Source organism: Litoribrevibacter albus (genome assembly GCF_030159995.1).
GTDB lineage: Bacteria > Pseudomonadota > Gammaproteobacteria > Pseudomonadales > Litoribrevibacteraceae > Litoribrevibacter > Litoribrevibacter albus.
The window spans coordinates 17,506-43,145 of record NZ_BSNM01000008.1; the positions used below are offsets into that span (position 1 = coordinate 17,506).

Sequence of the window (25,640 nt, forward strand, 5' to 3'; positions counted from 1 at the left end):
GTGAACTGATTTGCTGGAAATTAACAGTAACTTTCATTGGATTAAAGCTTCAATGATACTGGGAATGGAATGTTATGAGCCTAACTGATCAGATTCAAAACTACGTAGAGACCTTGGTTGAAGAGAAAATATTTGAAAAACTGGGGGCCAATGCGGATGAAGATACGATGATTGATATTGCCTGTGTGGCGCTGAACCAGTTGCCTGCTCGCTATATTCGGTATGCAGTAGATTTGGTTTTTTATATGCAGCCTGAAGAGCGTAAGAAGCTGTTTGATGATGTGGAAAAGAGCGTTACAGAAGCCATTGCGTATGTAGAGAAGCACAAGCGCTCTTCATAGTCCGTTAGAGAGGGCGTTCAATCTTGATATCGGTGATGGCCCGAGAACAACAGGTGACGATCTCATTTTCCTTGAGAAAGGCCAGAGGGGGTTCTTGGTATTCAACACGCCCTTCCAGTAGCTTCACCCTACAGGCACCACAATAGCCGGAACGGCATTGATATTCGATGCGAATATCATGCTGTTCCAAACTATCAAGGATGGGTTCTGATTTAGGCACGTAAACGGCCATTAAATCATCCACCTGTACTTTTATCTCGTCAGACACCTAATTCACTCTCAAAGGAATGTGAGTTTCATGGGGGTGTTGCTTAAAGATCAAAGTCATCAAAATCATCAGCCGAGATTTCACTGTCAACCTGACCAACAAGGTAAGAACTGATTTCTGACTCTTGAGGTGCAACCTGAACGTTGTCGCTAACTAACCAGGCATTCATCCAAGGAAGTGGGTTAGATTTCACTTCAAACGGTGACGAAAGACCAATGGCTTGCATGCGGATAGAGGTAATATATTCCACATACTGACACAAAATGTCTTTGTTCAGACCAATCATTGAGCCATCTTTGAACAAGTATTCAGCCCATTGCTTTTCTTGTTCTGCTGCTTCGACGAAGATTTTGGTGGCTTCTTGTTTACACTCTTCTGCGACCTTAGCCATTTCCTGATCGTCCTGACCACTGGCCATGATGTTCAGCATGTGCTGGGTGCCGGTCAGGTGAAGAGCTTCGTCACGGGCAATCAATTTAATGACTTTTGCGTTACCTTCCATCAAGGCGCGTTCGGCAAAAGCAAAGCTACACGCGAAGCTCACGTAGAAACGAATGGCTTCCAATACGTTGATGGAGACAAGGCACAAGTACAAACGCTTTTTCAACTCAAAAGTGTTGATGTTGATGCTTTGACCGTTGAGTTCATGAGTGCCAACACCATGCATGATGTAGTGGTTCATGTACTCGATGAAGTTGTCGTAATACTTACTGACACTGTCTGCGCGTTTTTGAATTTCTTCGTTTTTAACGATGTCATCAAACACTTCAGACGGATCTGCCTTAATGTTTCGGATGATGTGCGTGTAGCTGCGGCTGTGGATAGTTTCGCTGAATGCCCAGGTTTCGATCCAGGTTTCTAATTCAGGAAGTGAGCAAACAGGCAACAGAGCAACGTTGGGTGAACGACCTTGGATACTGTCCAATAAGGTTTGGTATTTAAGGTTACTTAAGAAAATGTGTTGCTCATGCGCTGCAAGATCTTGGAAGTCTTTACGATCTTTCGAAAGGTCAACCTCTTCCGGGCGCCAGAAGAACGACAATTGTTTCTCAATCAGTTGTTCAAAGATCGGGTATTTCTGTTGGTCGTAACGAGCAACGTTGACAGTTTCTCCAAAGAACATTGGCTCTTTTAGAGGGTCGTAGTTTTTTCTGTTAAAAGTAGTGTACAGCATCTGTTGTCATCCGGATTTGCAGGATAATTGCGTTATTCTCAAAAAAGGACTGTATGAACAGTCCTTTTTGTGTGCTGGTCGGTTAAAGCTGTAAGATTAAATCTTACATGCGCCGCCTTCACAACCCTCATCGTTGCTACCGTCGCCCGCGCCATCGCGAGTGTTATGGTAGTAAAGCGTTTTAACCCCCAGTTTATACGCATTCAAAATGTCTTTTAGAATGGTTTTTACTGGTACTTTTCCATCGGTAAATTTTGATGGATCATAGTTCGTGTTGGCAGAGATCGCTTGGTCAACAAACTTCTGCATAATACCAACTGCTTGCAGATAACCATCGTTGCTTGGGATATCCCAAAGAAGCTCGTATTCATGACGGTGATTGTCGATGTCCGGAACTACTTGTTTCAGAATACCGTCTTTACTTGCTTTAATGCTGATCAAGCCGCGTGGCGGTTCAATACCGTTGGTGGCATTACTGATCTGAGAGGAAGTTTCAGATGGCATTAGTGCCGTTAACGTACTGTTTCTTAGACCATGAGTCTTGATCTCTTCTCTGAGGGCTTCCCAGTTCAAATGCAATGGCTCATCACAAATGTCATCAAGCTCTTTGCGATAGGTATCGATTGGTAGGATGCCTTGAGAGTAGGTTGTTTCGTTGAACTTCTCACATGCACCTTGTTCTTTCGCCAGGTTATTTGATGCTTTCAATAGGTAATACTGAATGGCTTCAAAGGTTTTGTGCGTTAAACGATTTGCTGAACCGTCGGAGTAGCGCTTGTAATTCTTCGCAAGATAATAGGCGTAGTTAATGACCCCCACACCCAGTGTACGTCGGCTCAAGCTGGCAATTTCGGCTGCCTTGATCGGATAGTCCTGATAGCTTAATAGGCTGTCCAGGGCGCGAACGATCAGATCTGAAAGCTCTTCCAACTCATCAAGATTTTCCAGCGTACCAAGGTTAAAGGCAGCCAGAGTACACAATGCAATTTCACCGTCTTCATCGTCTACCGAGTTCAGAGGTTTTGTTGGAAGCGCAATCTCTAAACATAAGTTACTTTGACGGATTGGCGCATGTTCCGGGTTGAACGGGCTGTGTGTATTACAGTGATCAACGTTTTGTAGATAAATACGACCAGTACTTGCACGTTCTTGAGCAAACAGTGAGAACAACTCAATGGCAGGGACTGTTTTCTTGCGAATGGAGTCGTCTGCTTCGTATTTTACGTACAACTCTTCGAATTTTTCCTGATCTTCAAAGAATGCATCGTATAAGCCAGGAACGTCAGACGGGCTGAACAGCGTAATGTTGCCACCCTTGATCAGACGTTGATACATCAAACGGTTAAACTGAACACCGTAATCCATATGGCGAACACGGTTCTCTTCAACACCACGGTTATTTTTCAAAACCAGCAGTGATTCAACTTCCAAATGCCAAAGCGGGTAGAACAGAGTCGCAGCACCACCACGAACACCGCCCTGAGAACAGCTTTTAACTGCCGTCTGGAAGTGCTTGTAGAAAGGAATACATCCTGTATGGAATGCTTCACCACCACGAATCGGGCTACCTAATGCACGGATACGACCTGCGTTAATGCCGATACCGGCGCGTTGGCTAACGTATTTAACAATCGAAGACGCTGTTGCGTTGATGGAGTCCAGAGAGTCTCCGGTTTCGATTAATACGCACGAGCTGAATTGACGTGTTGGCGTACGTACACCGGCCATGATTGGCGTAGGCAATGAAAGCTTGAATTTAGATACAGCATCGTAGAAACGCTTAATGAAATCCAGACGACGTTCTTTGTCGTAGCTGGCAAACAAGCAGGCACCGATCAGAATATAAAGAATCTGAGGGCTTTCATAGATTTCACCCGTTACGCGGTTCTGAACCAGATACTTACCTTCCAGCTGTTTCACTGCTGCGTAGCTGAAGTCCATATCACGTTCATGAGCCAGATAGCTGTTCATCTGATCAAACTCTTCTTCGGTGTAATCTTCCAGAAGATGTTTGTCATAACGGCCAGCATCGACCATTTTCACAACGTGGTCGAAAAGGCGAGGTGGTTCAAATTTACCAAAGGCCTTTTTACGAAGGTGGAAAATATTCAGACGCGCTGCCAGATATTGATAATCCGGCGTATCCTGAGAAATAAGATCAGCGGCTGACTTGATCAGGGTTTCATGAATATCTTCGGTTTTTATACCCTCGAAGAATTGAATATGAGATTTCAGTTCTACCTCTGAGACTGAAACGTTATCTAATCCTTTAGCTGCCCACTCAATAACCTTGTGGATTTTGTCCAAGTCAATTGACTCTGTGCGTCCATCTCGCTTAGTAACCGAAATATTATTCTTCATGAAGGGTGACCTGCCTGCTTCCTTTTTATATGGCCTTTTGGAAGTACTACTCGCCCAGTGATACGGAGAAAACCAATTTATTATCCATATCTATCGTATGCACCATTTATGGTGTTGGGTCCTTTTCTGGTGCACAAGATATAGGGTTGAATGATTTTAGAAGACACAAGATAGAGCGTTAAAAGGGGAATTTCAAGGATTGACATTCAGCTTGGAAATGTGCCTTTTTAACAAAAAAATGAGGTGTATTTTGACGTACGCCAGAGCTGATGCGGGATGGCTCTTAAAACCCCTTCAAAAGTTCTGGGAATAAAGATTTTGATTGAATTTTTCTATGGTATTGGCGCTGTTGGACGAGTGTAATAAATGGGTTAAAAAATAGGCAAAAAAAAGGAACTCAAAAGAGTTCCTTAAATTCAGAGATAAATACGAAAAGGGTAGAACTAAAAGTTCTAACTACAACCTCTCTGCATTCGTGAATCAATCTACTTAAAGAACATCTGTTCACCGAATACAGGATCTATTTTGTAGGAAAAAAGCCATTGCGTCTGTTGTTGCTTTGTGAGCGCTCAGTAACTGACTGTAAGCATGTGAGAACTGCTTCTCACTTTTCTGCCGATCTACCTTATGTCATTTCAGATTTTTGCAATCAGGGCTCTCTGAGGTCTCGTTTTTTGTGATTTCAATGATTCTTGTCAGTCACATTGAGCAGCGCTTAAGGTTGCTCTCTCGGCCAGACTAAACTGAATTTTGCTCCGTTCAGTGTTTTACTGCGACCGATCATGGCCTTGCCGCCATGCCAATAAGTGATTCTACGAACGATGGACAGACCTAAACCATAACCGCCTGATGCTCGTGTTCGACTGTCATCCAATCGAGCAAACGGAGTAAAGACCCGATCCCACTCTTTTTCTGGAATGCCAGGGCCATCGTCCTCAACATCCACACGACACGTATCTTTTGTAAGATGGCAGTTGATAAGAACTTGGGATTTTGCATATCGTCGAGCATTACCAACCAAGTTCTGAATGGCTCGGTGAATGTATCGTTCTTCAAATTCGGAGCTGGTATTTTGTGTGTCGCTGGTGAATTCGTATCGGATAGATAGGTGTTCGTCGGCTAATGCTTGTTGTTCAGTACAAACTTGTTCAACGATGTCTCTGAGCTCCAGACGCTGAAATTCGATGATCGGGCCACCTTCTTCCAGTCTTGCATAGGTAAGAATTTCATCGATCAGATCATCCAGTTCCTGAATGTCATTATCGATGGCCTGCATTTGATTGCTCATTGCAGGATCATCGGCGAAATCTTCAATCATTTGTACGCCGAAACGAATTCTGGCGACGGGTGTTCTTAGTTCATGGGAAACCGCACGAATCATTTCCCGCTGGATGCTGATTAGTCTCTCAATATGCTCTGCCATCGTATTAAACGCATCGGCCATTCGACCTAATGCACCTTGATCGTTTTGATCAATGCGCGTGTTTAAATCGCCTCTCGAAATCTTATAGGCCGCATGCTCAATTTTGCGATACTTGCTGTTCAGCTTTTTCACCTGGAAAAAGAGAACCAGACCCAGAGTGCTGAAAGCAACAAGTATTACGATGATCGCAGGAAGCAGAGGGAAGTTGGCTTCCAGAGGAATAGGGCCAACCCGGATGTTCTTTTGCTCATAAGGAATGTTTATGAAGATGGAATTTTTATCACAATAGTCTCGGGAACAGATTTGGTAATGAGCAATTGAATTGCCAGCCTGATCGGTTTGATGAGTGCTCGTTGTGAGATCAGACACTTCGACCGGAAAGGCAGACATCTCCTGTAATTGAGCAATAGCCGTATCAAAGTTAGGGGCGTTATTTATCAGGCTTTCAAAGAGTTTTGGAAGTGCATGAGTAAATGTGTGAGACGGATTTTTTAGCGTAACCTCTAGGAGTTCATCCTCTAGGGTGTCGAGTGTGATGTACGCTTTCAGGTGACCTGTTTCTGTAAATTCGTAGTAGGTGAAGCCTCGCTTTAAACGTTCTTTAATGCGAGTGCTGAATCCAGTGTCTTCATACAGAATGGTGCTGAACGTGGCGCCTGGAAACTCAGTCTGCGATGGATGAACCAATTGCTGAGGGGCATGTTGAAAGGTGGACTTCACAATTTTCAATGGTGTCGCAGAGACTGTTTCAATATGTCGTATCTGATTTACGAAGTTGATTGCGTAAATTGATACAAAAGATAAGCCAAACAGGGCAATCGAGGTGACGATCAGGGTCACGTAAAGTTTGAAGAATAGACTTTTGAACACGAGATATACCTAAATAGTAGACTGAGACGTAGAGTCAGAATGTTCTTATTTTAGTTAGGCTGAAAAGTATAGTGTGCTGTCAGAAATGAAAAAGGGTAGGAAATCCTACCCTTCAATATCTTTCACAAAAAGATACCCTTTACTTCGAACCGTTTTGATACGTCTCGGATGCATAGGGTCGTCGCCAACTTTTGGACGAATTCGGGAAACGCGAACATCAATCGAACGGTCTTGGCCGTCGTATTCAATGCCTCGAAGTGCAGTAAAGATTTCTTCCCGGCTTAATACTGTGCCTGCGTTGCTGGCAAGTAGCCATAGCAAATCAAATTCGGCACTGGTCAGATCAATGCTGGTTTCAGCCAGCCAAGCTTCTCGCATCGCGCTATCGATAACCAGTTCACCGAACTCAAGACGAGTTTGCTGTTCACCGCTGGTTTCTGGTGCACTTTCTGTGGAAGGCTGGTGGGTTCTTCTTAATAATGCCTGGATGCGGGCTAATAACACTCGTGGACGAACAGGTTTGGCAACGTAATCGTCAGCCCCCATCTCTAATCCTAGAACTTGGTCCAAATCATCAGTACGAGCAGTTAACATCAGGATAGGGCCTTTGTACTTAGGTCGAACAAGTCGACACACCGCAATGCCATCTTCTCCGGGAAGCATAAGATCAAGAACGACAAGATCAGGCTGTTCATTGATGATACGATCAATAGCCTTGGCGCCATCACCTTCGATGCTTACTTGCAAGCCGTTGTTTTCAAGATAATCTTTTGTCAGGCTGGCAAGGCGCTCATCATCCTCGACGATCAAAATATTTGGAGTATGGGTATCCATATTGCTCATTGTTACCAAACGCTTAAATGGTTTTCGTTATTGTTCTCACAGTGTCTAATTCAAGTCTTTTTATGTAATTATTTCAAGTTATTAGTTTGATATTTTAAAAAAACACTGAAAGTTCATAGATTTTGTCTCCAAATTCAATGTTTAGCTTCTATTTTTAAATAAATGTAAATGAAAGTTGTTGAGACAAAGATGAAGCAAATTATAAAGTTTGGGTGTTTGTTGGGGGCTTTATTAGCAGGATTTAGTGCCTTTTCTACCTCTGCTAATGAGACAGATGAATCTAACGGAATCCGTCTGATCTTTGCGTTTCAAAATGTCGATAATTATCCCTATCAGGTCGGGGACGGCACTAAGGTTCAAAGCCCTTTACCCGGTGTTGCGGTAGAGCAGATGCAAGACATGGCGCAACGTCTTGAATTACAACTTGAGCTTGTTCGTGTTCCCTGGAAACGTGGATTGCAAATGCTCAAAGAGGGCGAAATTGAAGGCTTGTTTAACGCAAGTTACAAGCCTGAGCGTAGAGAGTATGGACGTTACCCCTTTCAAGGCGATCAGGTTAATTCTGAACTGCGGAGTTATTCCAACAGTTATTCTTTATTCGTGCATAAAGACAATGATATTAACTGGGATGGAAAAACATTTAATCGGGTCGACTTTCGAGTGTTTGCGCCTCTCGGGTTCTCAATTGTCGATGATCTGAAAAAAAAGGGACTGATCGTTAACGAGTCTTCGCAGGTCTTGTCTCAATTGGTTATGGTGGCACAAAAACGGGTCGATGCGGTGGCGCTTTTAACACCTTCGGGGCAAGCACAGTTGTCAGATCATCCTGATCAACTCAACAATGTGGTTATGTTGCCTGTACCGCTGACGTCCAAGGATTACTTCCTGATGTTGTCTCATCAGTTTGTCACCAGGCATCCTGAACTCTCGGATAAAATTTGGCGAACTGTCGCGCAAATCCGAGAGGATGCTGCACACACTCGTCGCTTTTCCAAGTATGCAAACTAGCGTCGTCTCGCTGACAAAATGGGGTTCTATGTTTTGGTTATTTCTGTGCTTTGGCAGTTTTTGAGCTCAGGTATTCTTTAAGCTTTGGTATTCTTTAAGCTTTGGTATTCTTTAAGCTTTGGCCATTTAGGCTTTATTGAATGTCACAATATGGTCTGCCGCGAAGCGGATGCCAATTTGATCGCCCAGTTCAAAGTTCAGATGGCTCGATAACACGGTTGAAATTTGTTGGCCGGATGGGAGTTTCAATTCATAAAAGCAGGAAGCTCCAAGAAAATGCTTTTTGGTGATTTGGGCCATTAATGGGCTGTCAGGAGACGCGACGATATCTTCAGGACGAACCAGTAAGTCAACTTCTTCGCCCGTTTGATGCATAAGCGGATGGGCTGAGCTGGCCATGCCCAGTTCAGAGGATACCGTGTGAGAGGTTTCAATGCGGGCAGGCAGTAGACTGCCTTTCCCGATGAAACTCGCAATTTGTCGGTTGGCTGGTTCATGGTAAAGATCGTACGGTGATCCCCACTGTTGGATCTTGCCATCCATCATGATGCCAATCTTGTCAGCCACAGTGAATGCTTCTTCCTGATCGTGTGTGACAAGAATGGCGCTGGTGTTCTGGGCTTTTAGTATTTCCCGGACTTCAAGGCTTAGGGAACGTCGTAATTCCGTATCCAGGTTGGAAAAAGGCTCGTCCAATAGGATCAACTTAGGGCTGGGAGCTAAAGCGCGTGCAAGTGCAATTCGTTGTTGCTGTCCACCAGAGAGCTCATGTGGGTATCGTTCAGAAAGGTGTTTTAGTTGAACTATCTCAAGCATGTTGAATGCTGTTTCTTGAGAGTTTTTATCCTTCCGATTTAAACCAAACATCACATTTTCAAGCACTGAAAGATGCGGGAATAGCGCGTAATCCTGGAATACCATGCCCACACTTCGTTTTTCGGGTGGTTGAGCATGTGTTTGACTGGCAATGAGATTGCCGTCGACCTTGATCTCACCTTGATCAATGGGTTGGAAGCCCGCAATTGCTCTGAGAATCGTTGTCTTACCGCAACCTGAAGGGCCAAGCAAACAGCCAATTTCTCCGGGATGAAGTGCAAAACTGGTGGATTTAACCACTGGCGTTTTTTCATACTTGCAGTGCAAGTCGGTGACTGACAAAACATCTGTGGTTGAAAAGCTACTGTTTAAGTGTTCTTCAACGGCGAGAGTTCGTTGTACCGGTGACTTGGACGCATGCATAAGGTATTGACCCAAATAGACTATGATCAGAAGAGAAAACGACGAAATTTCGAAATGACGGCGTTTCAAAAGCTGCTTTTTTGAAAGCTACTAAATAAGAATATAGGCATTTTATAATGCTTTTGGTAATAGTAAACATTATCGTTTATTTTTCTTTTGATGATTTGCCCTAGATCAGCATCCTGTTTCTGTTCGCTCAACACCCTTATCTATAGATACTGTCTATGAATATTCATTGGATATTCTTCATTAGCCAGCATAGTATTCCCACCCTGTAAGCTCCTATATCTTTGTGTAATGGGTCTCCGCATTTGAATGGATATCCATATTTGAAATGTTGATGAGGTGAAATCGTGGACCCGATTGAACTGGGAATATTAGTCAGTAGGTTTGAATCCATTTGTGAGGAAATGGGCGCGATTTTGCAACAATCCTCTTTTTCTCCAAATATCAAAGACCGCATGGATTTCTCCTGCGCCTTGTTTGATGGCAATGGTGGTTTATTGGCGCAAGCGGCTCACATTCCCGTGCACTTGGGCAGCATGGCTTACGCGATGAAAGACATAGTAAGCAAGATTGAATGGCTGCCTGGTGATGTATTGGTTCTGAATAATCCATTCATGGGGGGGACCCACTTACCGGATGTGACTATGGTTGCGCCATTCTTTCATGATGGAGAGGTGAAAGCCTTTATCGCAAACCGTGCACACCACGCCAATATCGGTGCTGACGCACCTGGCTCCATGCCCTTGTCAACGCACATTGATCAAGAAGGCATTCTGATTGACCCTGTAAAGCTCGTCTCTGAAGGGGAAATGGATGATGCTCTTTTGTCCAGGATCAGTTCAAATAACGCGCTATCACGGGGTGATTTCTTAGCTCAGCTTGGTTCGGTCAGAGCCGGACTGGATCGTTTCAATCAACTTGTTGAAAAAATGAATGCAACCGAATTTACGTCGGCAGTGACTTCATTGAATACTTATGGTGAGAAACTGGCATTAGCTGCGTTTCAGGCGATCCCGGATGGTGAATATCAGGCCTCCGATTTCATGGACGGTGATGGCATTCACCAAGATGGCTCTCATGACAAGCCTATTAAAATTAACTTAACGATCAAGGTGGATAGCGGTCGGTTAGTCTTTGATTTTGAGGGGACAGATCCTCAGGTTGGAGGCAATGTTAATTGTCCGTTATCTGTGGCTGCTGCATCGGTGTTTTATGTTCTGCGTTGTTTGATGCCGGATCAGGCCCCGAGTTGTGATGGCGTGTTTCGTACCTTTGAGATAAAGGCTCCGGTAGGTTCCCTGTTGAATGCAATCTATCCTTCGGCAGTAGCGGCTGGCAATGTGGAAACGTCCATGCGGGTGGTGGATGTGGTGATCAAGGCGTTATCAACTGCGTTACCTGAACGAATGTGTGCCGCGAGTCATGGATCTATGAATAATGTGGCGATGGGCTCACGGAATTCAGAGATGGTCGGGCAATGGGATTATTACGAAACCATTGGTGGAGGTCTTGGCGCGAGTGCGTCGTCTAATGGCTTGTCAGCGGTGCAGGCGCATATGACCAACACGTCGAACACACCGGTGGAAAGCTTGGAGTTGCATTACCCGATTCGGGTTTTAAAGTACGCCATTCGCGAAGACAGTGCCGGCAAAGGTCATTTCACGGGCGGTGAGGGCATTGAGCGAAGCTATCAGTTTAAAGAATCGGCCCAGGTGACCTTATTAACGGAGCGAAGAGAGCGTTCACCTTATGGTCTTGAGGGTGGTGAGCCTGCAGGACAAGGAAGAAATCTTCTTAATGATGAACCTTTGCCAGGCAAATGCTCACTTACGGTAAAACCGGGTGATCGTTTAACCGTGTTAACCGCTGGTGGCGGTGGCTATGGTAAAGCAGAATAAGCTTATTACACTTTATCTGAGTGATTTAGTAGGAATTGAATGCAATAGTCGTTAAAATGTCGGCTATCTAAATAACATAAGCTTTGCTTCTGTGCCGGAGCAAAGCCAGATCTATGAAATAACTGGTGAGGTAGTGATGTCTGATACTATTGAGCGCATTAAGCAACAAATCTCTGAAAACCCAATTCTTCTATACATGAAAGGCAGCCCAAAACTTCCTCAATGTGGTTTCTCTTCTCAAGCGTCTCAAGCGGTAATGGCTTGTGGTGAGCGTTTTGCGTTTGTTGATATTCTTCAAAACCCTGACATTCGTGCAGAGCTTCCAAAATACGCGAACTGGCCGACCTTTCCACAGCTTTGGATTAACGGTGAGTTGATCGGTGGATGTGACATCATCGTTGAGATGTACCAGAAAGGTGAATTGAAGCCTTTGATCGAAGAAGCGGCGAAAGCAGCAGCGCAAGATTCTTAATCGAGCGTTTTTACGTTTGATTAGTTAGTTAAAAAGGCGATGTCAGAAATGGCATCGCCTTTTTTATGTGCTTTATTTTTCCGATTGAGCAAATGTTATTTCTAAAGTGTATTCCTTACCTGTTATGTGATCCGGAATTTTAGGCAACGGACTGGCTGACAAAACGGAACGTTTAGCAGCTAAATCTGTTGCGGGGTCACCGCTGCTTTTCTTAACCTTTGCAAGAATAATGGTTCCGTTACGCCACCAGGTAAATTCGATCGTGGGTGGATTCCTAATTCCTTCGGTAGGTGCATAAATTGATGCACTTGGGCCATTCAATATCCATGCATAGATTTGCGTTTCATATTGTTCTGTTGCTGTAAGCTCTGGTTGCTGAATCGCTTCCTCGGATTTAACTGACTTCTGATTGCTGGCTTTATTAGCTTCGCTGGCTTCTTTTTCTTTGGATGAAGCGATATCTGAGACTGTTACTTCTTTATTAGTCTTTGTTGGTTTTGGCGATTTTTCAACGTCACTGGTTTGAACGCCTTCAACTCTTTTAGGGGGAGATTCGTTGAGTTGTTTTGTTGGGGTATTTAAATGATGTGTTGTTTTTGAATCTGCTTTTGTCTCGGCAGGTTTTGGCGCTACAACTTTTACTTCTGCCTGACTGGATTCTTCTTTAAGCTCGGCGTTTTCGGAACCAGCTTGCTCCTGATGTTCAGCTACCGACTGTTCTTCCAGATGATCATTTTCTTTTTTGGATTCTTCACTTGCCGTGGTTTCAATTTGATCTTTATTGTCGTCTTCTGATTCTTCCCGAGAGTTTGAACTTGCCTTTTCTGATGTAAGTTGAACTTCAACAGAATAGGTCGGTTCTTTTAGTGGAATAGGAATAAGCTCAGGCGTTGGATATAGGAAGACGACATGCCCGATTAAGGCAAGTAGCAACGTGAGAGTGAGTCGAAGGTGGCTCTTACGCATCCCGGATAGTCGATTCGTGAACAGTAGTTTTGAGTGTACCAGTTTCAAACCACATGAAAACAGCTAATGCGTTGATTTGTCTATTAAATAGTCAAAGTTAATGTAGTTTTATAGTTGATAGTTTTAATTTATCGGTGCGATAGGAAAAATTAACTAATCTGTTGGGTAGGATTCTAAATATCGCGAGTGTATGATTGATTCACTTTCGATATAGGTGGCTGATCCGGTCTAGGCTTAGCACCGCATTCTTATCGCATTACATTCAATTTTAAGGAGCAACGCAATGAGCGTACTAGTAGGCAAGAAAGCCCCTGACTTTACAGTTCCAGCCGTTCTTGGTTCTGGTGAAATCGTAGATTCTTTCACTCTTTCAGAAGCAATCAAAGGCAAATACGGTCTAGTATTCTTCTATCCTTTGGACTTCACTTTCGTATGTCCTTCTGAGCTTTTGGCTCTTGATCACCGTATGGACAAATTCAAAGAGCTAGGTGTAGAAGTAATCGGTGTTTCTATCGATTCTCACTTCTCTCACAACGCTTGGAGAAACACTCCTGTAAATGAAGGTGGTATCGGTCCTGTTAAGTACACCCTGGCAGCAGATATGACTCACTCTATCTGTAAAGCATACGACGTTGAGTCTGAAGGTGGTGTTGCTTTCCGTGGTGCGTTCCTAATCGACAAAGAAGGTACTGTTCGTTCTCAAATCGTTAACGATCTTCCACTAGGTCGTAACATGGACGAGCTAGTTCGTTTGGTTGAAGCACTTCAGTTCCACGAAGAGCACGGTGAAGTTTGCCCAGCTGGTTGGAACAAAGGTGACAAAGGTATGGACGCATCTCCAGAAGGTGTTGCTAAGTACCTATCTGAAGAAGCTGACAAGCTTTAATTTGAAGCTGTTGCGCTTTAGCGAATAGCTGTTGCGCTTCAGAAATCCGAGATCATTATTTGATTTCGGATTAAAAAGAGTCTCTACGGAGACTCTTTTTTTTGCCTGTAATTTATAGGCTTGGAGTTATCGGACGTGGACTTATCGGACGTGGACTTATCGGACATGAACTTGCTGATAGCTGTTGGCGTAGCTTTGGATGAGTTTGCGTTGTGCGGCTGCGGGTAGTTGAGAGGCACGTGCTTTTAGCTGTTTTGCCGCTGCTGTTAGATGTTCAGGTATCACTGTTTTGTTGATGATGTGATGCGCTGCGTGATGAGAATCAAACAGTTTGTAATGGTTGTGAACATGATCATCTATGTGTTGGGCCACATCATCAATATTGTCGGACGCCACGAGAGGCGTTCCGAATCGAATCTCTACCTCGCCCTGGCATCGGTCCAGGCTGTCAATTAAGTGCTCCATCGTATCGGTTCGGGTAGCGGTGGAATATTCGCTGCCTGAGAGTCCTTTCAAATAGGTTTCTAACGCCTTGTGTGTGTCCGATGGGTCCCATTGGTAACTGATCGCCACAGGAATTATCGATTGTTGGGTTAAGAACTCGGTTTGCGATTGGCCTTTTTCTTTAGCCATTGTCAGCATTTTAAGTACGGCCGGATTGGTCTGATCGAATCCTTCTTTTGCACGTCCTTCTCGTTGGGCAATCCATACATTGTGATGAGGTAGTGAGTGCTGAATGTGCTGACTTAGTCGTTTTAGCGTCACAAATTTCTGTTTCAGCGGCAGATTGCCTCTCGGTACTTCCAGACATCCTGCCAGTTTCATCAGCGCCGCCATGGACGGGTCTTCGGTTAGGTTACTGCCAATAATGCATCGTGCTGCCGAGTGATTCTGGCTAATCAGTGCGTGGTTAACGAGCACTGGGTCTAACAGAATGTCTCTGTGGTTACTGATAAAAATATGGTTGCGGTTAGGGTTAATGTTCTCGGCCCCTCGCACGGTAATGTTATCAAATCGATGTTTTACCCAGTGACTGAAAAACACCATAAAAGCGGTGACATCAGAAGGGCAGTCTTCCGTTTTATTAGTCGCTGTGGCGTTGCTGTTTTGGAACTGGATTTGAAGGTGTTGAAGCAGCTCTTGTATTTGAAACGAGTTGGTCTTGATGGATGTTTGAGACACCAACTCCTTGGGTGTGTGTTCTTTGTATAAAACGGATGCTTCCATAGATACGTACCGATAACTGATTGATAAAACATGTGAAAAATAACGATGAAGCAATAGTAAAAGGTGTCATGGATGAATCCCATAGCTGAAAGTGAGGTTGATTCGAGATGTCAAATGGTTGAGTCCGTGGGTCAAGCAAGGAGGTGCATGAGTGGCTTAAAGTAGCCACCATCAAATGATTCAGGCTTTAGTGAAAGGAGGCCGACATGCTACAGGCAGTAATTCCCCAAGAGCGTTTCAACAAGGAAGTGATTTCAAAAGACAGTTTAACCAAGGAAGACCTCAGTGCTTCCATTCTTACACAAACATCGGATGCTTTGGGTGACATCAAAATGATGTTGCCGCAAGGCGAAATGCAACTTCTCGACCGTGTTGTTCACCTAAGTAAAGACGGTGGTAACTATGGTCGTGGTGAAGTGATTGCGGAATTTGATATCCATCCGGATCTCTGGTTCTTCAAGTGTCACTTCCCTGGTGACCCAATTATGCCGGGTTGTCTGGGGATTGATGCTTTATGGCAAACCTTGGGTGTTTACCTTGCGTGGCAGGGACATTCAGGAAAGTGTCGTGCTTTGGGTGTAAGCGATGTGAAGTTTGGTGGTGAAATTCTACCGGACACCAAAGTGGTCCAGTTCCATGTGCATGTTAAACGCATCATACAACGAGGTATGACGTTGGCGATTGGTGATGGTGTTGTATTGGCCGATGGGCAGGAAATCTACAGCGCGAAAAACCTCAAAGCCGCATTAATTTAATGTCTACGAATTCCTTGTGGATGAAGGTGAATAAGTAATGAGACGAGTAGTAATTACGGGCGCAGGTATTGTGTCCAGTCTGGGTAATTCGTTGGATGAAGTAGGTCGCTCCTTAAAAGAAGGCCGGAGCGGGATTGCAACGAATGAGAGCTTTAAAGAAGTGGGTATGCGCTCTCATATCAGTGGATCAATTGACTTCGATACCGCTGCCTTAGTACCTAAGCGTGTGGCCCGATTCATGGGGCGTGGCGGTGCTTATGGTTATCACGCGATGGAACAAGCCATTGAAAGCAGTGGCTTGACCCGAGAAGAGATTTCCAATGAACGTGTTGGTTTGATCATTGGTTCTGGCGGTGGGGCAACGGATGAAATTCTGGACTCAGTGGAAGTGATGCGAGCAAAAGGGATTCGTAAAGTTGGCCCGTATCGCGTGACCCGAGGTATGCACAGCTCTACCGTTGCTTGTTTGGCTACGGCGTTTGAAATTCGGGGTGTAAGTTACGCGGTGACTTCCGCCTGCGCGACCAGTGCTCATGCTATTGGTTCGGCGTATGAACAAATTTTATTGGGTAAACAGGATGTGATGTTTGCTGGTGGCAGTGACGACATTCATTGGACCATGGCACTTCAGTTCGATGCAATGGGCGCACTGTCGACCGCATATAATGATCAACCTGAGCACGCCTCTCGTCCCTATGATGCGACTCGTGACGGGTTTGTGATTTCCGGTGGTGCCGGGGTGTTGGTGTTAGAGGATTTGAATCACGCATTAGCGCGTGGAGCCAACATTCTTGCAGAAATTACCGGTTTTGGTGCAACCAGTGATGGTGATGACATGGTTCAGCCATCGGGTGAAGGGGCTATCCGTTGCATGAAACAAGCAATGGCGGGTCGTATGGACATGGATTACATCAATGCCCACGGAACCTCAACACGCATTGGCGACGTTAAAGAACTGAACGCCATTCAACAAGTGTTTGCTAGTCAAGAGGGTAGTCAAGAAGGTCGGCTAGAGAGTGCAGTACAGGCTCCACCTGTGTCTTCTACCAAAGCACTCGGTGGCCATGCGATTGGTGCCGCAGGTGTGCATGAAGCCATTCATTGTCTGTTGATGATGCGCGATGGTTTTATCGTCGGTAGTCATAACCTGGATACTCTGGATGAGAACATTGCAACGTACCCAATCTGCCGAGCCACTCAAGACGCTCAGTTGAATCGAGTGATGTCTAACAGCTTTGGTTTTGGTGGAACGAATGCGAGTCTGGTGTTTGAGCGTTTTGATCCTAACAGTTCGATCAATGCCCAGTCCGAGAGGGCCGTAGCATGATGGTAGTCGAACCCAAAATCCGGGGCTTTATGTGTACAACGGCTCATCCCCAAGGCTGTAAAACCAATATTGAGTCCCAGATTAATCAGGTGCGAGCTTGGGCAGAGAAACAAGACCTTTCCAATAAGCCGAAACGCGTGCTGATCATTGGTGGCTCAGCCGGTTACGGTTTATCAAGCCGCATCTTATGTGCTGCAGGTTATGGTGCAACGACACTGTCTGTTTCGATGGAAAAAGCGCCAAAAGCCAATAAAACCGGTACCGCAGGCTGGTACAACAATCATTTCCTTGAGGAGTGGATTCGTGATCAGGGTATGGATTCGTATTCACTCTTTGGGGATGCCTTTTCTGGTGAAGTAAAGCAACAGGTAGTCGACAAAATCCGTGACACCGTGGGTCAGGTTGATTTGGTGGTTTACAGTCTTGCTGCGCCGAGACGTATCAAGCAGGAAAAAGGCGAGCCGGTGACCTACCAATCGGTGATCAAACCCATCGGTCAAACCATTGATGTTCGAACCGTCGACACGGCGTCTGGCCAGATGAAGACCTTCGAACTTGAATCGGCAACGGAACAAGAGATTCAAAATACGGTCGCAGTAATGGGAGGCGAAGACTGGTTTGACTGGATGTCGTTGTTAAATGCAGAAGGTCTGCTCAGTGATCAAATTCAAACGGTGGCCTTTAGTTACCTGGGTGGTGAGTTGACCAAAGCCATTTATGGCGCAGCGACCTTGGGTGCAGCAAAAGAGGATGTGGAACGCTACTGCCTGAGAATCAATCATCTGTTGAATGCGGATGTAAAATCTCCGATGGCGAAAGTGGCGGTGTTGAAAGCCATCGTGACACAATCCAGTGCCGCTATTCCATCGTTGCCTTTGTACATTTCGGTCTTATACCGGGTGATGAAAGCGCAGGGAAATCATGAAGGATGTCTGGATCAAATTCTACGTCTCTTTGAAACCGGGCTTTACCCTGGTTCGGGTAAAACCTGTGCTCAGGATAAGCCGTATCGATATCGATTAGACGACAAAGAGCTGTTGCCTGAGGTACAGACGGAAGTCACCAAGCTTTGGCAATCGGTATCTGAGTCGAATCTTGGATCGGTGACCGACTTTGAAGGCTATCGGTCGGACTTCCTGAAATTATTCGGCTTTGATTGGCCGGAAGTTGATTATCAGCAGGATGTATCAACAGTGCCGTCTTAGGCACTGACGTATAGCGATTATCAACAATCATATAAACCGCCCTGATACCTGTATCAGGGGGTATGAATTCAAACATTAAATTCGCCGCAGTTATGAGGTAATGCATCAAAATTCAGCGTTTTGATGAAACCTCAAAGTGCCTCTTCCTAAGCTCGCATGTGTATGGCCGGCCGCTATGCACGGGATTCGTTTGCTTGAGATCGGGCTGTTTGTATCACGATTGGCACTTTCTCGCATGGGCGGTTCTATAGGAAATAGAGGTAAGAAGTATGTTCGACATTGAAGGCGAGGCAGGGTTAACACCTCAAGACCACAAAGAAAATTCTATAGAGAAAACGACGGATAATGCATCGTCCGATGCCGTGTCCGACAGCACATCTGATTTAACCATTCGTTGTGACCGAAAAGCGTTAGGGATTGAAACATTGAATTTTGCGGGCGGCCCTTTCTTAGACAAGGATACATTGATCCAAAAGCTGAATGTAATTAAGTCGCTGGCCAATGCCACCTATGCAGAGCAGGTGTTGAAGCCTGTGGATGACATTAAACGTCCGTCGGCCTTGTCTTTGGTTCATAAAATGGCCGATCGTATTCTGAAAGAAGAACAGCTCGGCCCTTTATGCTTACTCAATATTGAGCTGTGCGATGCTCAATCCGCTGGTTATGAAGTCGCAGTGGTTGTGCAAAACCGTTCCGTTCGAAATGGGGTTTGGTCACCGAAGCATCATAATCTGGTGAACACCTGGTTGTCTGAGGTCAGCGCTAAACGTCTGCCTGTGGTTACCTTCATTGATACACCGGGAGCAGATGCCGGTAATCAGGCCAATATGGAGTTTCAGGCGGGCAGTATCTCGAAGCTGATTACCGGGTTCACCCGTTTGGATGTCCCAAGCATTGGGGTGATTTATGGCAAAGGTTATTCGGGGGGAGCAATTCCTTTGGCGGCGACCAATTTGCTGTTTGCTCTGAAAGACGGTGTATTCAGTACCATTCAACCGCAAGGCTTAGCGGCCATTGCCAGACGGGAAAACCTGAGCTGGCAGGAATGTGCTCAGAAAGTCGGTATCAGTGCTGTTGAGTTGGTCTTTGATGGGGTACTGGATGGCGTGATTGATTATTCGCCTCTGGATGCTAATGCTGAACCTCAACGAGTGAAAGAGGCGATATTGGCGGGTTTGATGTCGTTATCTCAAACGACGACGTCAGTTGATCCTTTGTCAGAAAATACCTTTGCAGAAAACGCTTTCTCAGAAGATGCTTTCTTAGAAAAAGCTGGCTCTGAAGAAACCTTAACCGAAGGTGAAAAGACTGATCCGATCCATATTCGGGATCTTCGCTGGCAGACATTAAGAAGCCGCTTGAGCTTTCAAGAGCCGCATTATGAACAGACGGCCTCGTCGGATCGTATTCATATCCAGATTCAGCCTCGTCAATCTTCGGCAATTGCTCAGGATAATGAATCGCTACAAGAGCAGGATTCTGAACGTTTCGCTCAGTGGCTCAGTCGCTCTCAGCCATTGCGATATCACAAAGGGTTGGAGCAACTTTGGAAAGCGGTGCAATCGGATGACGCTGTGACCTCTGAATATTCAGGGCGCATTGGTCAAAGCATTGATGATCTGCAGTTCCAAAAAATTGAGGCGTTGTCGCTGGGGCTCGCTATTGAGTTTTTCCATCAATGGCAAGATCAACTGGGGCGTTATCTGAATCAATTTCGAGCTTATCTGGAAGAAAACGAATCAATCACTCTGGCGGCGTTTTTGGATGACACAGCGGATGCGCCACTGTCACTGACTGACTTTGTTGCGGTTCGGGAAATCCAGGAATTGGTGCTTCATCATCTGGAGTTACTCAAGCTACTCGATGTTAATTACGATGTGTTCCTAACGGAAATCTGTTCGATTGCCTGGGAATACTCGTTGAAGCAAACCTTGTCGGTAGAGACCGTTCAGAAGCTGCTGCGCTCAGCTCAAGTGATTGCCACTGAGCAAGGCATCGACCGAGAGCGCGCTCAGCGTTTCTTAAATTGGTTGCATCATTTGAATCAGCAGGGTCATTTGGAGACCTTGGTTGCACGCATGAACGATTGGAAACAGCGTCAGTTCCCTCAAACGGATTCTGTGTTGTTGGTGGTTGCCGGGTACTTCATCAGCACCTTGTTAACGCGCTTATACTGGCACCAAGTACGCGGCATCCCGTTCTCGGGTGCGTTTCAGCCCACCCGGATTGGTCGTCAGAAAAACTTTTGGCATCGCCTGACACAAGCATCGCGCAATGTGAGAATTCAACAGTTGTTGGACGAAACCAAGTCACAACGAATGATTACGCCTACAGCCTGGATTGAACTCTTGTTTGAGAGCTTCCAACCCTTGGATCAGGATCTGGTGACTAAAGATCCGAAGGTTTTTCCTGGTTTCGCTAAACGAATCAACCAAGCTTTGGATAATGGCGGAACGCCCTGTGGTTTGATCACGGGTGTTGGGGCGCTAAAACAACAGCTCAACACGCAAGTTGGCTTGTTTGTCAGCAACAGTGATTTTCAGGCCGGTGCGTTTGATATGGCGTCGGCAGAGAAGTTGTGTCGATTATTGGAGAGGGCATCAGTTGCAGGTATTCCTGTGATCGGATTGGTGTCTTCTGCTGGGATGCAAACCAAGGAAGGTGCTTCTGCCTTATTCTCAATGGCGGTGGTAAACGAAGCTATTTCTCGCTTCACCGATGCCGGCGGCCGAATGATGATCATTGGGTATGGCGATTGTACCGGTGGTGCTCAGGCAAGCTTTGTGACGCACTCAAGTGTTGATACTTATTATCTGTCGGGCACTAATCTTCCTTTTGCCGGACAAGTGGTGGTACCGGAGCATTTAACCTTACAAGCGACCTTATCAAACTATCTGGTAGAACGTACCTGGGGGGATAAGGATCGCAACGTCATGCGAGGTTTGATTCGCCATCCCTTCTTTGCCGGTCTTGATCGTCGTTTACAAGAAATTGATCCAACTCTACCTCTGTGCGAGTTGACTCTAAATGATGTGTTGGATACCTGGTTAACTGAAAACGCAGGTACACAAGCGACGTCTCTGCCTGAAGTTAAACAAAAGCAGTATGGCAAGATTAAACAGTTGTTGATCCATGCTCGTGGCTGTACGGCATTGCGTTTGATTGAAGCCGCGCATACGGCCAACAAACAAGTGGTTCTGGTTCAGTCTGATCCGGATATGTCATCTGTGGCTGCAGACTCGCTGGGCGCGGGTGATCGTTTAGTGTGCCTTGGCGGTCAAAGTTCTGAGGAAAGTTATCTCAATGCTCATTCAGTACTGCGTGTTGCTGAATTGGAAGGGGTGGATGCTCTTCACCCTGGCATCGGTTTCCTTTCTGAAAATGCAGATTTTGCTGCTGCCTGTTTAGAAAAAGACCTGAACTTCATTGGTCCCGATGCGTCGGCTATTTCCCGCATGGGGGATAAAGCACAAGCCATCGCTACGGCAAAAGCGGCGCACGTTCCGACGGTGCCTGGCAGTAATGGGGTGGTAGCTAATCTTGCTCACGCCCATCAAGTGATGAATGACATCGGTGTTCCTCTGCTAATTAAAGCCAGTCACGGTGGTGGCGGTAAAGGTATTGGTACGGTTCAGACGCCGGAAGAACTTGAGCATGTTTTCCTGCGTGTGCAACAGGAAGCCAAGAGTGCGTTTGGCTGTGGTGATGTCTACATTGAGCGCCTGCTGCAATCGGTTCGCCATATTGAAGTTCAGATCTTACGAGACAGTCTCGGATCTTTCCGAATGATGGGCGTTCGTGATTGTTCTGCTCAGCGTAATCGCCAGAAAATCATTGAGGAATCTGGTGAGTATGTACTTACTCAAGATCAGATTCATGCACTGAAAACCTGGTCGGAAGGGTTGTCCCAACAAATCAACTATGTGGGTGCGGGTACCCTGGAGTTTCTCTTTGATCTGGAGCGTGATTGTTTTTATTTCATGGAAATGAACACACGCCTACAGGTGGAACACATTGTCACTGAGATGACTTCAGGTGTGGACCTGGTGGAGCAACAGTTCCGAATCGCTGAAGGGTTAAGCATCGCAGATATCCCTGAAGACGTTTCACAAAACGGCCATGCCATTGAAGTGCGTGTGAATGCTGAGTCTATTTCGAAGGATGAGCAGTCAGGTGAGTTAGTGGTTACTCCGGCAACAGGTACCTTCAAGCAGGTACATATTCCTAGCAAGCCTTATGCACGGGTGTTGTCGGTAGCCGCTAAAGGCAAGGAGATGACGCCTTTCTATGACAACCTGGTCGCGCAGGTGGTCGTTCACGGTAAAGACAGAGCCGAAGCGGTTGCTCGCTTGAGCGAGTATCTGGATGAAATGGTGATCAGCGGAGTGGACACTAACTTACCTCTGATCAAAGTACTGCTAAAGAGTGAAGACTTTATTAAGGGGGATATCTCTACGGCGTTTGTTGAGCAGTGGGTGAGTGATCACGGTGAATCTCTGAGTGAGGTTCCACAGGCTCAAAGTGAACCGATGTCGCGAGTGTCAAAGTTCATTGAACATGACGGCAGTGAGTTCTTATTAAAGCTTCCTAGTACCGGCGTGGTGTATGCCGCGCCGTCACCGGAGAACCCACCGTTTGTAAAACCGGGCGATGTGATTTCTGGTAATCAAACCTTACTTCTATTGGAAGTAATGAAGATGTTTATGCCGATCACGTTGAGCCAATTTTTCAAAAACTCGTCGAGTGAAGACAAGTATCAGGTGATGCATTGTCGAGACTTGGATGGTCAATATTTACAGCAGGGAGAGGTTATCTTAACACTCAAACAACTTTAACAAAGACGGAGTAAAAACGTCGGTACGTGATTAGCTTAATCAGCATTCGTACCGGTTTTTACTGGGTCTTCATTTATGTAGCAGGCTCTCCGGTTGTGAAGATCCTGCAGACTTTAAAAAATTTAAGTAGAAAGGAACAAACATGTCAGATTTAACTAAAAAAATTCAAACCATCATCAGTGAACAATTGGGTGTTGAGCTTGAGCTTGTCACAGAACAAGCGGCGTTCACCGATGATTTGGGTGCCGATTCACTGGATACGGTAGAGTTGGTGATGGCGCTGGAAGAAGAGTTTGAAATCGAGATTCCAGACGAAGTAGCTCAGAACGTGAAAACCGTAGAAGACGTCATTAAGTTGATTACTGCCGAAGCAGCAACGGCGTAAGCCATAATACGTTGAGTTTGGATAAACTAATTTGAATTAGTTCAGACCAGATCCAATCGTGCAAAAGCTATCTAAAAGGCACTCTCACTGTAACGCGTTTTAGATAGCTTTTTTATCCTTCCCCATCCAATTCTTTTCGATATTGTTTCGGACTTTTCCCCGTCCAACGCTTAAATGCCCGACTGAAGGCACTGAGTTCTGAAAAGCCTAAAACGAAGGCAATTTCGCTGAGGGAATGGTTTTTGTCTTTGATAATTTCCAACGCTTTTTCCTGTCGGATCTCTTCCACCAACTCTTGAAAGACCAGGTTTTCTTTCTTCAGTTTTCGATACAGGGTTTGTCGACTCATGTGTAAACGCTGAGCGACCCGGTCGATGTCAGCCTGACCGTGTGGTAAGAGTTCGAGAACTATGTCTTTTACTTTATCGCCGATCTTACGTTTGAACAGTCGTGTGTTGATGGCTTCTGCGTAACGTTGCAATGCCGAACGCACGTAGGGGTTTTTCTGTTTTGGGCTGAATTGCAGGAAGCGGCTGGCAAAGGTAATGCTGCATACGTCCTGATCAAACTCCACCGGGCAACCAAAGAGCTTTGAGTATTCTTCCGCATAAGGTGGTGCAGGATGGGCGACACCGATTTTCTCCATGCGAATTTGATCGTTGACGTATTGCTTGGTGCGTTGCACTGCCAGTGACAGGGTTCGTTCCATGTCTTGCTGGCAGTAGTATTCCGGCTTGTGGTGATGAAATTCAATAACCGAAACACTGCCTTGTTTATCAAAGGTCAGTTCAATGCCGTTATTGACCAGGCTGAATAGACGCACATATTGCTCAATCCCTTGTTCCAGGGAATCACTGTGAACTAATACATTCGCGACCAGGCCCATTAATTCTGCGCTGCTCAATTGCCCAACGTGCAAACCAATGGCCGGATCTTTTGAAAGCTCTTTGGCTTTCTCCCAAAGCTGATGGTATTGGGTAATAGGGAGGCGGGATTCCTGATCCTGTAAGAGATCCTGAGAGATACCAAGCTCATCAAGCAGTTGGGCCTGGCTCTGATCATCAATGATCTGATTATTTTTTAGATAGTGCAGAACGGAGCGAGCAGAAGAAATACTGACTGTTGTTTCGTTCATTTACGTCTGCTGCCCCTGTGCATCGAGTTAATCTGTAACTCTATATAATTCCGTTTTTAAGGATAGCAAGCTTCTCGCGAAAACTTACTGAGATTATTCACTGAACTGCTCAAAATCTTCCATGCTGATGTCTTCTTTGGCTTCTTCTACACCTTTTGGTGGCCAGCCGCCCATACGCATCCACTTATTCACAATTTCACAGAACAACTCAGCGGTTTTAACGGTATCGTATTTTGCTGAGTGCGCTTCTTTGTTATCGAAGTCGATGTCAGCCGCCAGACAGGCTTTAGCCAGAACAGTCTGACCGTAAGCTAAACCGGCCAAGGTCGCGGTATCGAAGGTCGAGAACGGATGAAACGGGTTGCGTTTGATGTCACAACGTTCTGCCGCTGCCATTACAAAGCTGTGGTCGAAGGTGGCGTTATGACCTACTAAAATAGCGCGGTTGCACCCTTCGTTCTTCACCTTTTTTCTGACGACTTTGAAAATCTCGGATAAGGCTTCTTCTTCAGTTACCGCACCACGGTCTGGATCAGACGGATCAATGCCTGTGAATTCAAGTGCACTTTTCTCCAGGTTTGCCCCTTCAAATGGATGCACAGGGAAGTCAATGACTTCATCGATGTGTAACCATCCTTCTTCATCCATGTGTAAGCACACAGCACAGATTTCGAGTAGTGCATCGGTTTTGGCATTGAAGCCTGCCGTCTCAACGTCAATTACAACCGGCATGAAGCTTCGGAAACGTTGAGCGAATAGAGATTTTTCTGAATCAGACACAGGTGGGAATTCCTTGGATTGTTCGTGGCTAATATGTGTGGCTAATAAATAGCGTTACAAATACATAGCGTGGCCGGCCATTTTACTTGGTCTGGGATGGTTAAACCAGATCCTAAATTCAGATAATAAGTGCAACACTCATGGTTGAACTGGTGAGAAGAGACTAACTGCCTGTTGGTGGTAAGCTTTAGTCACCACAACATAAAGAAAACACCATGAGTTACAGGCAGCTAGTC

Annotated in this window: 20 protein-coding genes; 10 read left to right on the plus strand and 10 right to left on the minus strand. The window is 45.6% G+C overall.

Going from position 1 to position 25,640, the window contains the following annotated elements; genetic code table 11:
- The first annotated feature begins 74 nt into the window (after positions 1 to 74).
- Positions 75 to 341 (plus strand): late competence development ComFB family protein, encoded by a 267-nt coding sequence (locus tag QQL66_RS05895; RefSeq protein ID WP_284379896.1) that lies wholly within the window; start codon positions 75 to 77, stop codon positions 339 to 341.
- A 4-nt stretch (positions 342 to 345) separates the two neighbouring features.
- On the opposite strand, the gene yfaE is transcribed toward QQL66_RS05895, so the two are convergent.
- The 5 genes from yfaE to QQL66_RS05920 form a co-directional block, all read right to left on the minus strand.
- Positions 346 to 609 (minus strand): class I ribonucleotide reductase maintenance protein YfaE, encoded by a 264-nt coding sequence (gene yfaE / locus QQL66_RS05900; protein ID WP_284379897.1) that lies wholly within the window; start codon positions 607 to 609, stop codon positions 346 to 348.
- A 43-nt stretch (positions 610 to 652) separates the two neighbouring features.
- Positions 653 to 1,783: a class Ia ribonucleoside-diphosphate reductase subunit beta gene (gene nrdB, locus QQL66_RS05905; RefSeq protein ID WP_284379898.1), complete on the minus strand. Its 1,131-nt coding sequence runs from the start codon at positions 1,781 to 1,783 to the stop codon at positions 653 to 655.
- A 96-nt stretch (positions 1,784 to 1,879) separates the two neighbouring features.
- Complete coding sequence (nrdA, locus tag QQL66_RS05910) at positions 1,880 to 4,144, minus strand: class 1a ribonucleoside-diphosphate reductase subunit alpha (protein ID WP_284379901.1); 2,265 nt, start codon at positions 4,142 to 4,144, stop codon at positions 1,880 to 1,882.
- A 715-nt stretch (positions 4,145 to 4,859) separates the two neighbouring features.
- Positions 4,860 to 6,437: an ATP-binding protein gene (locus QQL66_RS05915; RefSeq protein ID WP_284379902.1), complete on the minus strand. Its 1,578-nt coding sequence runs from the start codon at positions 6,435 to 6,437 to the stop codon at positions 4,860 to 4,862.
- A 105-nt stretch (positions 6,438 to 6,542) separates the two neighbouring features.
- The gene (locus QQL66_RS05920; protein ID WP_284379903.1) at positions 6,543 to 7,271 is read right to left on the minus strand and encodes a response regulator; all 729 of its coding nucleotides are present in this window, start codon (positions 7,269 to 7,271) and stop codon (positions 6,543 to 6,545) included.
- 198 nt (positions 7,272 to 7,469) lie between these two features.
- Between QQL66_RS05920 and QQL66_RS05925 the strand changes: the two genes are divergently transcribed.
- Positions 7,470 to 8,288, plus strand: a complete 819-nt coding sequence (locus tag QQL66_RS05925) for a substrate-binding periplasmic protein (RefSeq protein ID WP_284379906.1) — start codon at positions 7,470 to 7,472, stop codon at positions 8,286 to 8,288.
- A 126-nt stretch (positions 8,289 to 8,414) separates the two neighbouring features.
- Here the strand turns inward: QQL66_RS05925 and QQL66_RS05930 are convergent, their stop codons facing one another.
- Positions 8,415 to 9,527, minus strand: a complete 1,113-nt coding sequence (locus tag QQL66_RS05930; protein ID WP_284379908.1) for an ABC transporter ATP-binding protein — start codon at positions 9,525 to 9,527, stop codon at positions 8,415 to 8,417.
- A gap of 353 nt (positions 9,528 to 9,880) precedes the next feature.
- On the opposite strand from QQL66_RS05930, the gene QQL66_RS05935 reads away from it, so the two are divergent.
- Positions 9,881 to 11,431 carry a hydantoinase B/oxoprolinase family protein gene (locus tag QQL66_RS05935; protein ID WP_284379910.1) on the plus strand — a complete coding sequence of 517 codons (1,551 nt, stop codon included), beginning with the start codon at positions 9,881 to 9,883 and terminating at the stop codon, positions 11,429 to 11,431.
- 136 nt (positions 11,432 to 11,567) lie between these two features.
- Positions 11,568 to 11,903, plus strand: a complete 336-nt coding sequence (locus QQL66_RS05940; RefSeq protein WP_284379912.1) for a Grx4 family monothiol glutaredoxin — start codon at positions 11,568 to 11,570, stop codon at positions 11,901 to 11,903.
- A gap of 72 nt (positions 11,904 to 11,975) precedes the next feature.
- Here QQL66_RS05940 and QQL66_RS05945 read toward each other — a convergent pair whose 3' ends face one another.
- Positions 11,976 to 12,869: a TonB family protein gene (locus QQL66_RS05945; RefSeq protein WP_284379913.1), complete on the minus strand. Its 894-nt coding sequence runs from the start codon at positions 12,867 to 12,869 to the stop codon at positions 11,976 to 11,978.
- Between the two features lie 283 nt (positions 12,870 to 13,152).
- Here QQL66_RS05945 and QQL66_RS05950 point away from each other — a divergent pair, with 283 nt between their 5' ends.
- Positions 13,153 to 13,755, plus strand: a complete 603-nt coding sequence (locus QQL66_RS05950; protein WP_284379914.1) for a peroxiredoxin — start codon at positions 13,153 to 13,155, stop codon at positions 13,753 to 13,755.
- A 156-nt stretch (positions 13,756 to 13,911) separates the two neighbouring features.
- Here the strand turns inward: QQL66_RS05950 and QQL66_RS05955 are convergent, their stop codons facing one another.
- The gene (locus QQL66_RS05955; protein WP_284379916.1) at positions 13,912 to 14,982 is read right to left on the minus strand and encodes a lysophospholipid acyltransferase family protein; all 1,071 of its coding nucleotides are present in this window, start codon (positions 14,980 to 14,982) and stop codon (positions 13,912 to 13,914) included.
- A 206-nt stretch (positions 14,983 to 15,188) separates the two neighbouring features.
- On the opposite strand from QQL66_RS05955, the gene fabA reads away from it, so the two are divergent.
- The 5 genes from fabA to QQL66_RS05980 all read left to right on the plus strand — a co-directional run bounded on the left by fabA (position 15,189) and on the right by QQL66_RS05980 (position 23,489).
- Complete coding sequence (fabA, locus tag QQL66_RS05960; protein WP_284379918.1) at positions 15,189 to 15,737, plus strand: bifunctional 3-hydroxydecanoyl-ACP dehydratase/trans-2-decenoyl-ACP isomerase; 549 nt, start codon at positions 15,189 to 15,191, stop codon at positions 15,735 to 15,737.
- Positions 15,738 to 15,774: 37 nt separating this feature from the next.
- A complete protein-coding gene (locus tag QQL66_RS05965) occupies positions 15,775 to 17,064 on the plus strand; it encodes a beta-ketoacyl synthase N-terminal-like domain-containing protein (RefSeq protein WP_284379920.1) in 1,290 nt (429 codons plus the stop codon).
- Positions 17,061 to 18,269, plus strand: coding sequence for an enoyl-ACP reductase FabV (gene fabV / locus QQL66_RS05970; RefSeq protein WP_284379925.1), 1,209 nt, complete (start codon positions 17,061 to 17,063; stop codon positions 18,267 to 18,269). Before QQL66_RS05965 ends, fabV begins: the two co-directional genes overlap by 4 nt.
- A gap of 269 nt (positions 18,270 to 18,538) precedes the next feature.
- The gene (locus QQL66_RS05975) at positions 18,539 to 23,104 is read left to right on the plus strand and encodes an ATP-binding protein (protein WP_284379926.1); all 4,566 of its coding nucleotides are present in this window, start codon (positions 18,539 to 18,541) and stop codon (positions 23,102 to 23,104) included.
- Positions 23,105 to 23,246: 142 nt separating this feature from the next.
- Positions 23,247 to 23,489, plus strand: a complete 243-nt coding sequence (locus tag QQL66_RS05980; protein WP_284379927.1) for an acyl carrier protein — start codon at positions 23,247 to 23,249, stop codon at positions 23,487 to 23,489.
- A 112-nt stretch (positions 23,490 to 23,601) separates the two neighbouring features.
- On the opposite strand, the gene QQL66_RS05985 is transcribed toward QQL66_RS05980, so the two are convergent.
- Together QQL66_RS05985 and rnt are read right to left on the minus strand one after the other, a co-directional pair.
- On the minus strand, positions 23,602 to 24,624 hold the full coding sequence (locus tag QQL66_RS05985; protein ID WP_284379928.1) for an AraC family transcriptional regulator: 1,023 nt from the start codon (positions 24,622 to 24,624) through the stop codon (positions 23,602 to 23,604).
- A 93-nt stretch (positions 24,625 to 24,717) separates the two neighbouring features.
- A complete protein-coding gene (gene rnt / locus QQL66_RS05990; protein ID WP_284379930.1) occupies positions 24,718 to 25,404 on the minus strand; it encodes a ribonuclease T in 687 nt (228 codons plus the stop codon).
- Positions 25,405 to 25,640 lie beyond the last annotated feature (236 nt).

Bases quoted from the DNA above. Each gene is read 5' to 3' on its own strand.
- QQL66_RS05895 (WP_284379896.1), top strand. From the start codon at position 75: ATGAGCCTAACTGATCAGATTCAAAACTACGTAGAGACCTTGGTTGAA.
- nrdB (WP_284379898.1), bottom strand. From the start codon at position 1,783: ATGCTGTACACTACTTTTAACAGAAAAAACTACGACCCTCTAAAAGAG.
- nrdA (WP_284379901.1), bottom strand. From the start codon at position 4,144: ATGAAGAATAATATTTCGGTTACTAAGCGAGATGGACGCACAGAGTCA.
- QQL66_RS05920 (WP_284379903.1), bottom strand. From the start codon at position 7,271: ATGGATACCCATACTCCAAATATTTTGATCGTCGAGGATGATGAGCGC.
- QQL66_RS05925 (WP_284379906.1), top strand. From the start codon at position 7,470: ATGAAGCAAATTATAAAGTTTGGGTGTTTGTTGGGGGCTTTATTAGCA.
- QQL66_RS05930 (WP_284379908.1), bottom strand. From the start codon at position 9,527: ATGCATGCGTCCAAGTCACCGGTACAACGAACTCTCGCCGTTGAAGAA.
- QQL66_RS05940 (WP_284379912.1), top strand. From the start codon at position 11,568: ATGTCTGATACTATTGAGCGCATTAAGCAACAAATCTCTGAAAACCCA.
- QQL66_RS05945 (WP_284379913.1), bottom strand. From the start codon at position 12,869: ATGCGTAAGAGCCACCTTCGACTCACTCTCACGTTGCTACTTGCCTTA.
- QQL66_RS05950 (WP_284379914.1), top strand. From the start codon at position 13,153: ATGAGCGTACTAGTAGGCAAGAAAGCCCCTGACTTTACAGTTCCAGCC.
- QQL66_RS05955 (WP_284379916.1), bottom strand. From the start codon at position 14,982: ATGGAAGCATCCGTTTTATACAAAGAACACACACCCAAGGAGTTGGTG.
- fabA (WP_284379918.1), top strand. From the start codon at position 15,189: ATGCTACAGGCAGTAATTCCCCAAGAGCGTTTCAACAAGGAAGTGATT.
- QQL66_RS05965 (WP_284379920.1), top strand. From the start codon at position 15,775: ATGAGACGAGTAGTAATTACGGGCGCAGGTATTGTGTCCAGTCTGGGT.
- fabV (WP_284379925.1), top strand. From the start codon at position 17,061: ATGATGGTAGTCGAACCCAAAATCCGGGGCTTTATGTGTACAACGGCT.
- QQL66_RS05975 (WP_284379926.1), top strand. From the start codon at position 18,539: ATGTTCGACATTGAAGGCGAGGCAGGGTTAACACCTCAAGACCACAAA.
- QQL66_RS05980 (WP_284379927.1), top strand. From the start codon at position 23,247: ATGTCAGATTTAACTAAAAAAATTCAAACCATCATCAGTGAACAATTG.
- QQL66_RS05985 (WP_284379928.1), bottom strand. From the start codon at position 24,624: ATGAACGAAACAACAGTCAGTATTTCTTCTGCTCGCTCCGTTCTGCAC.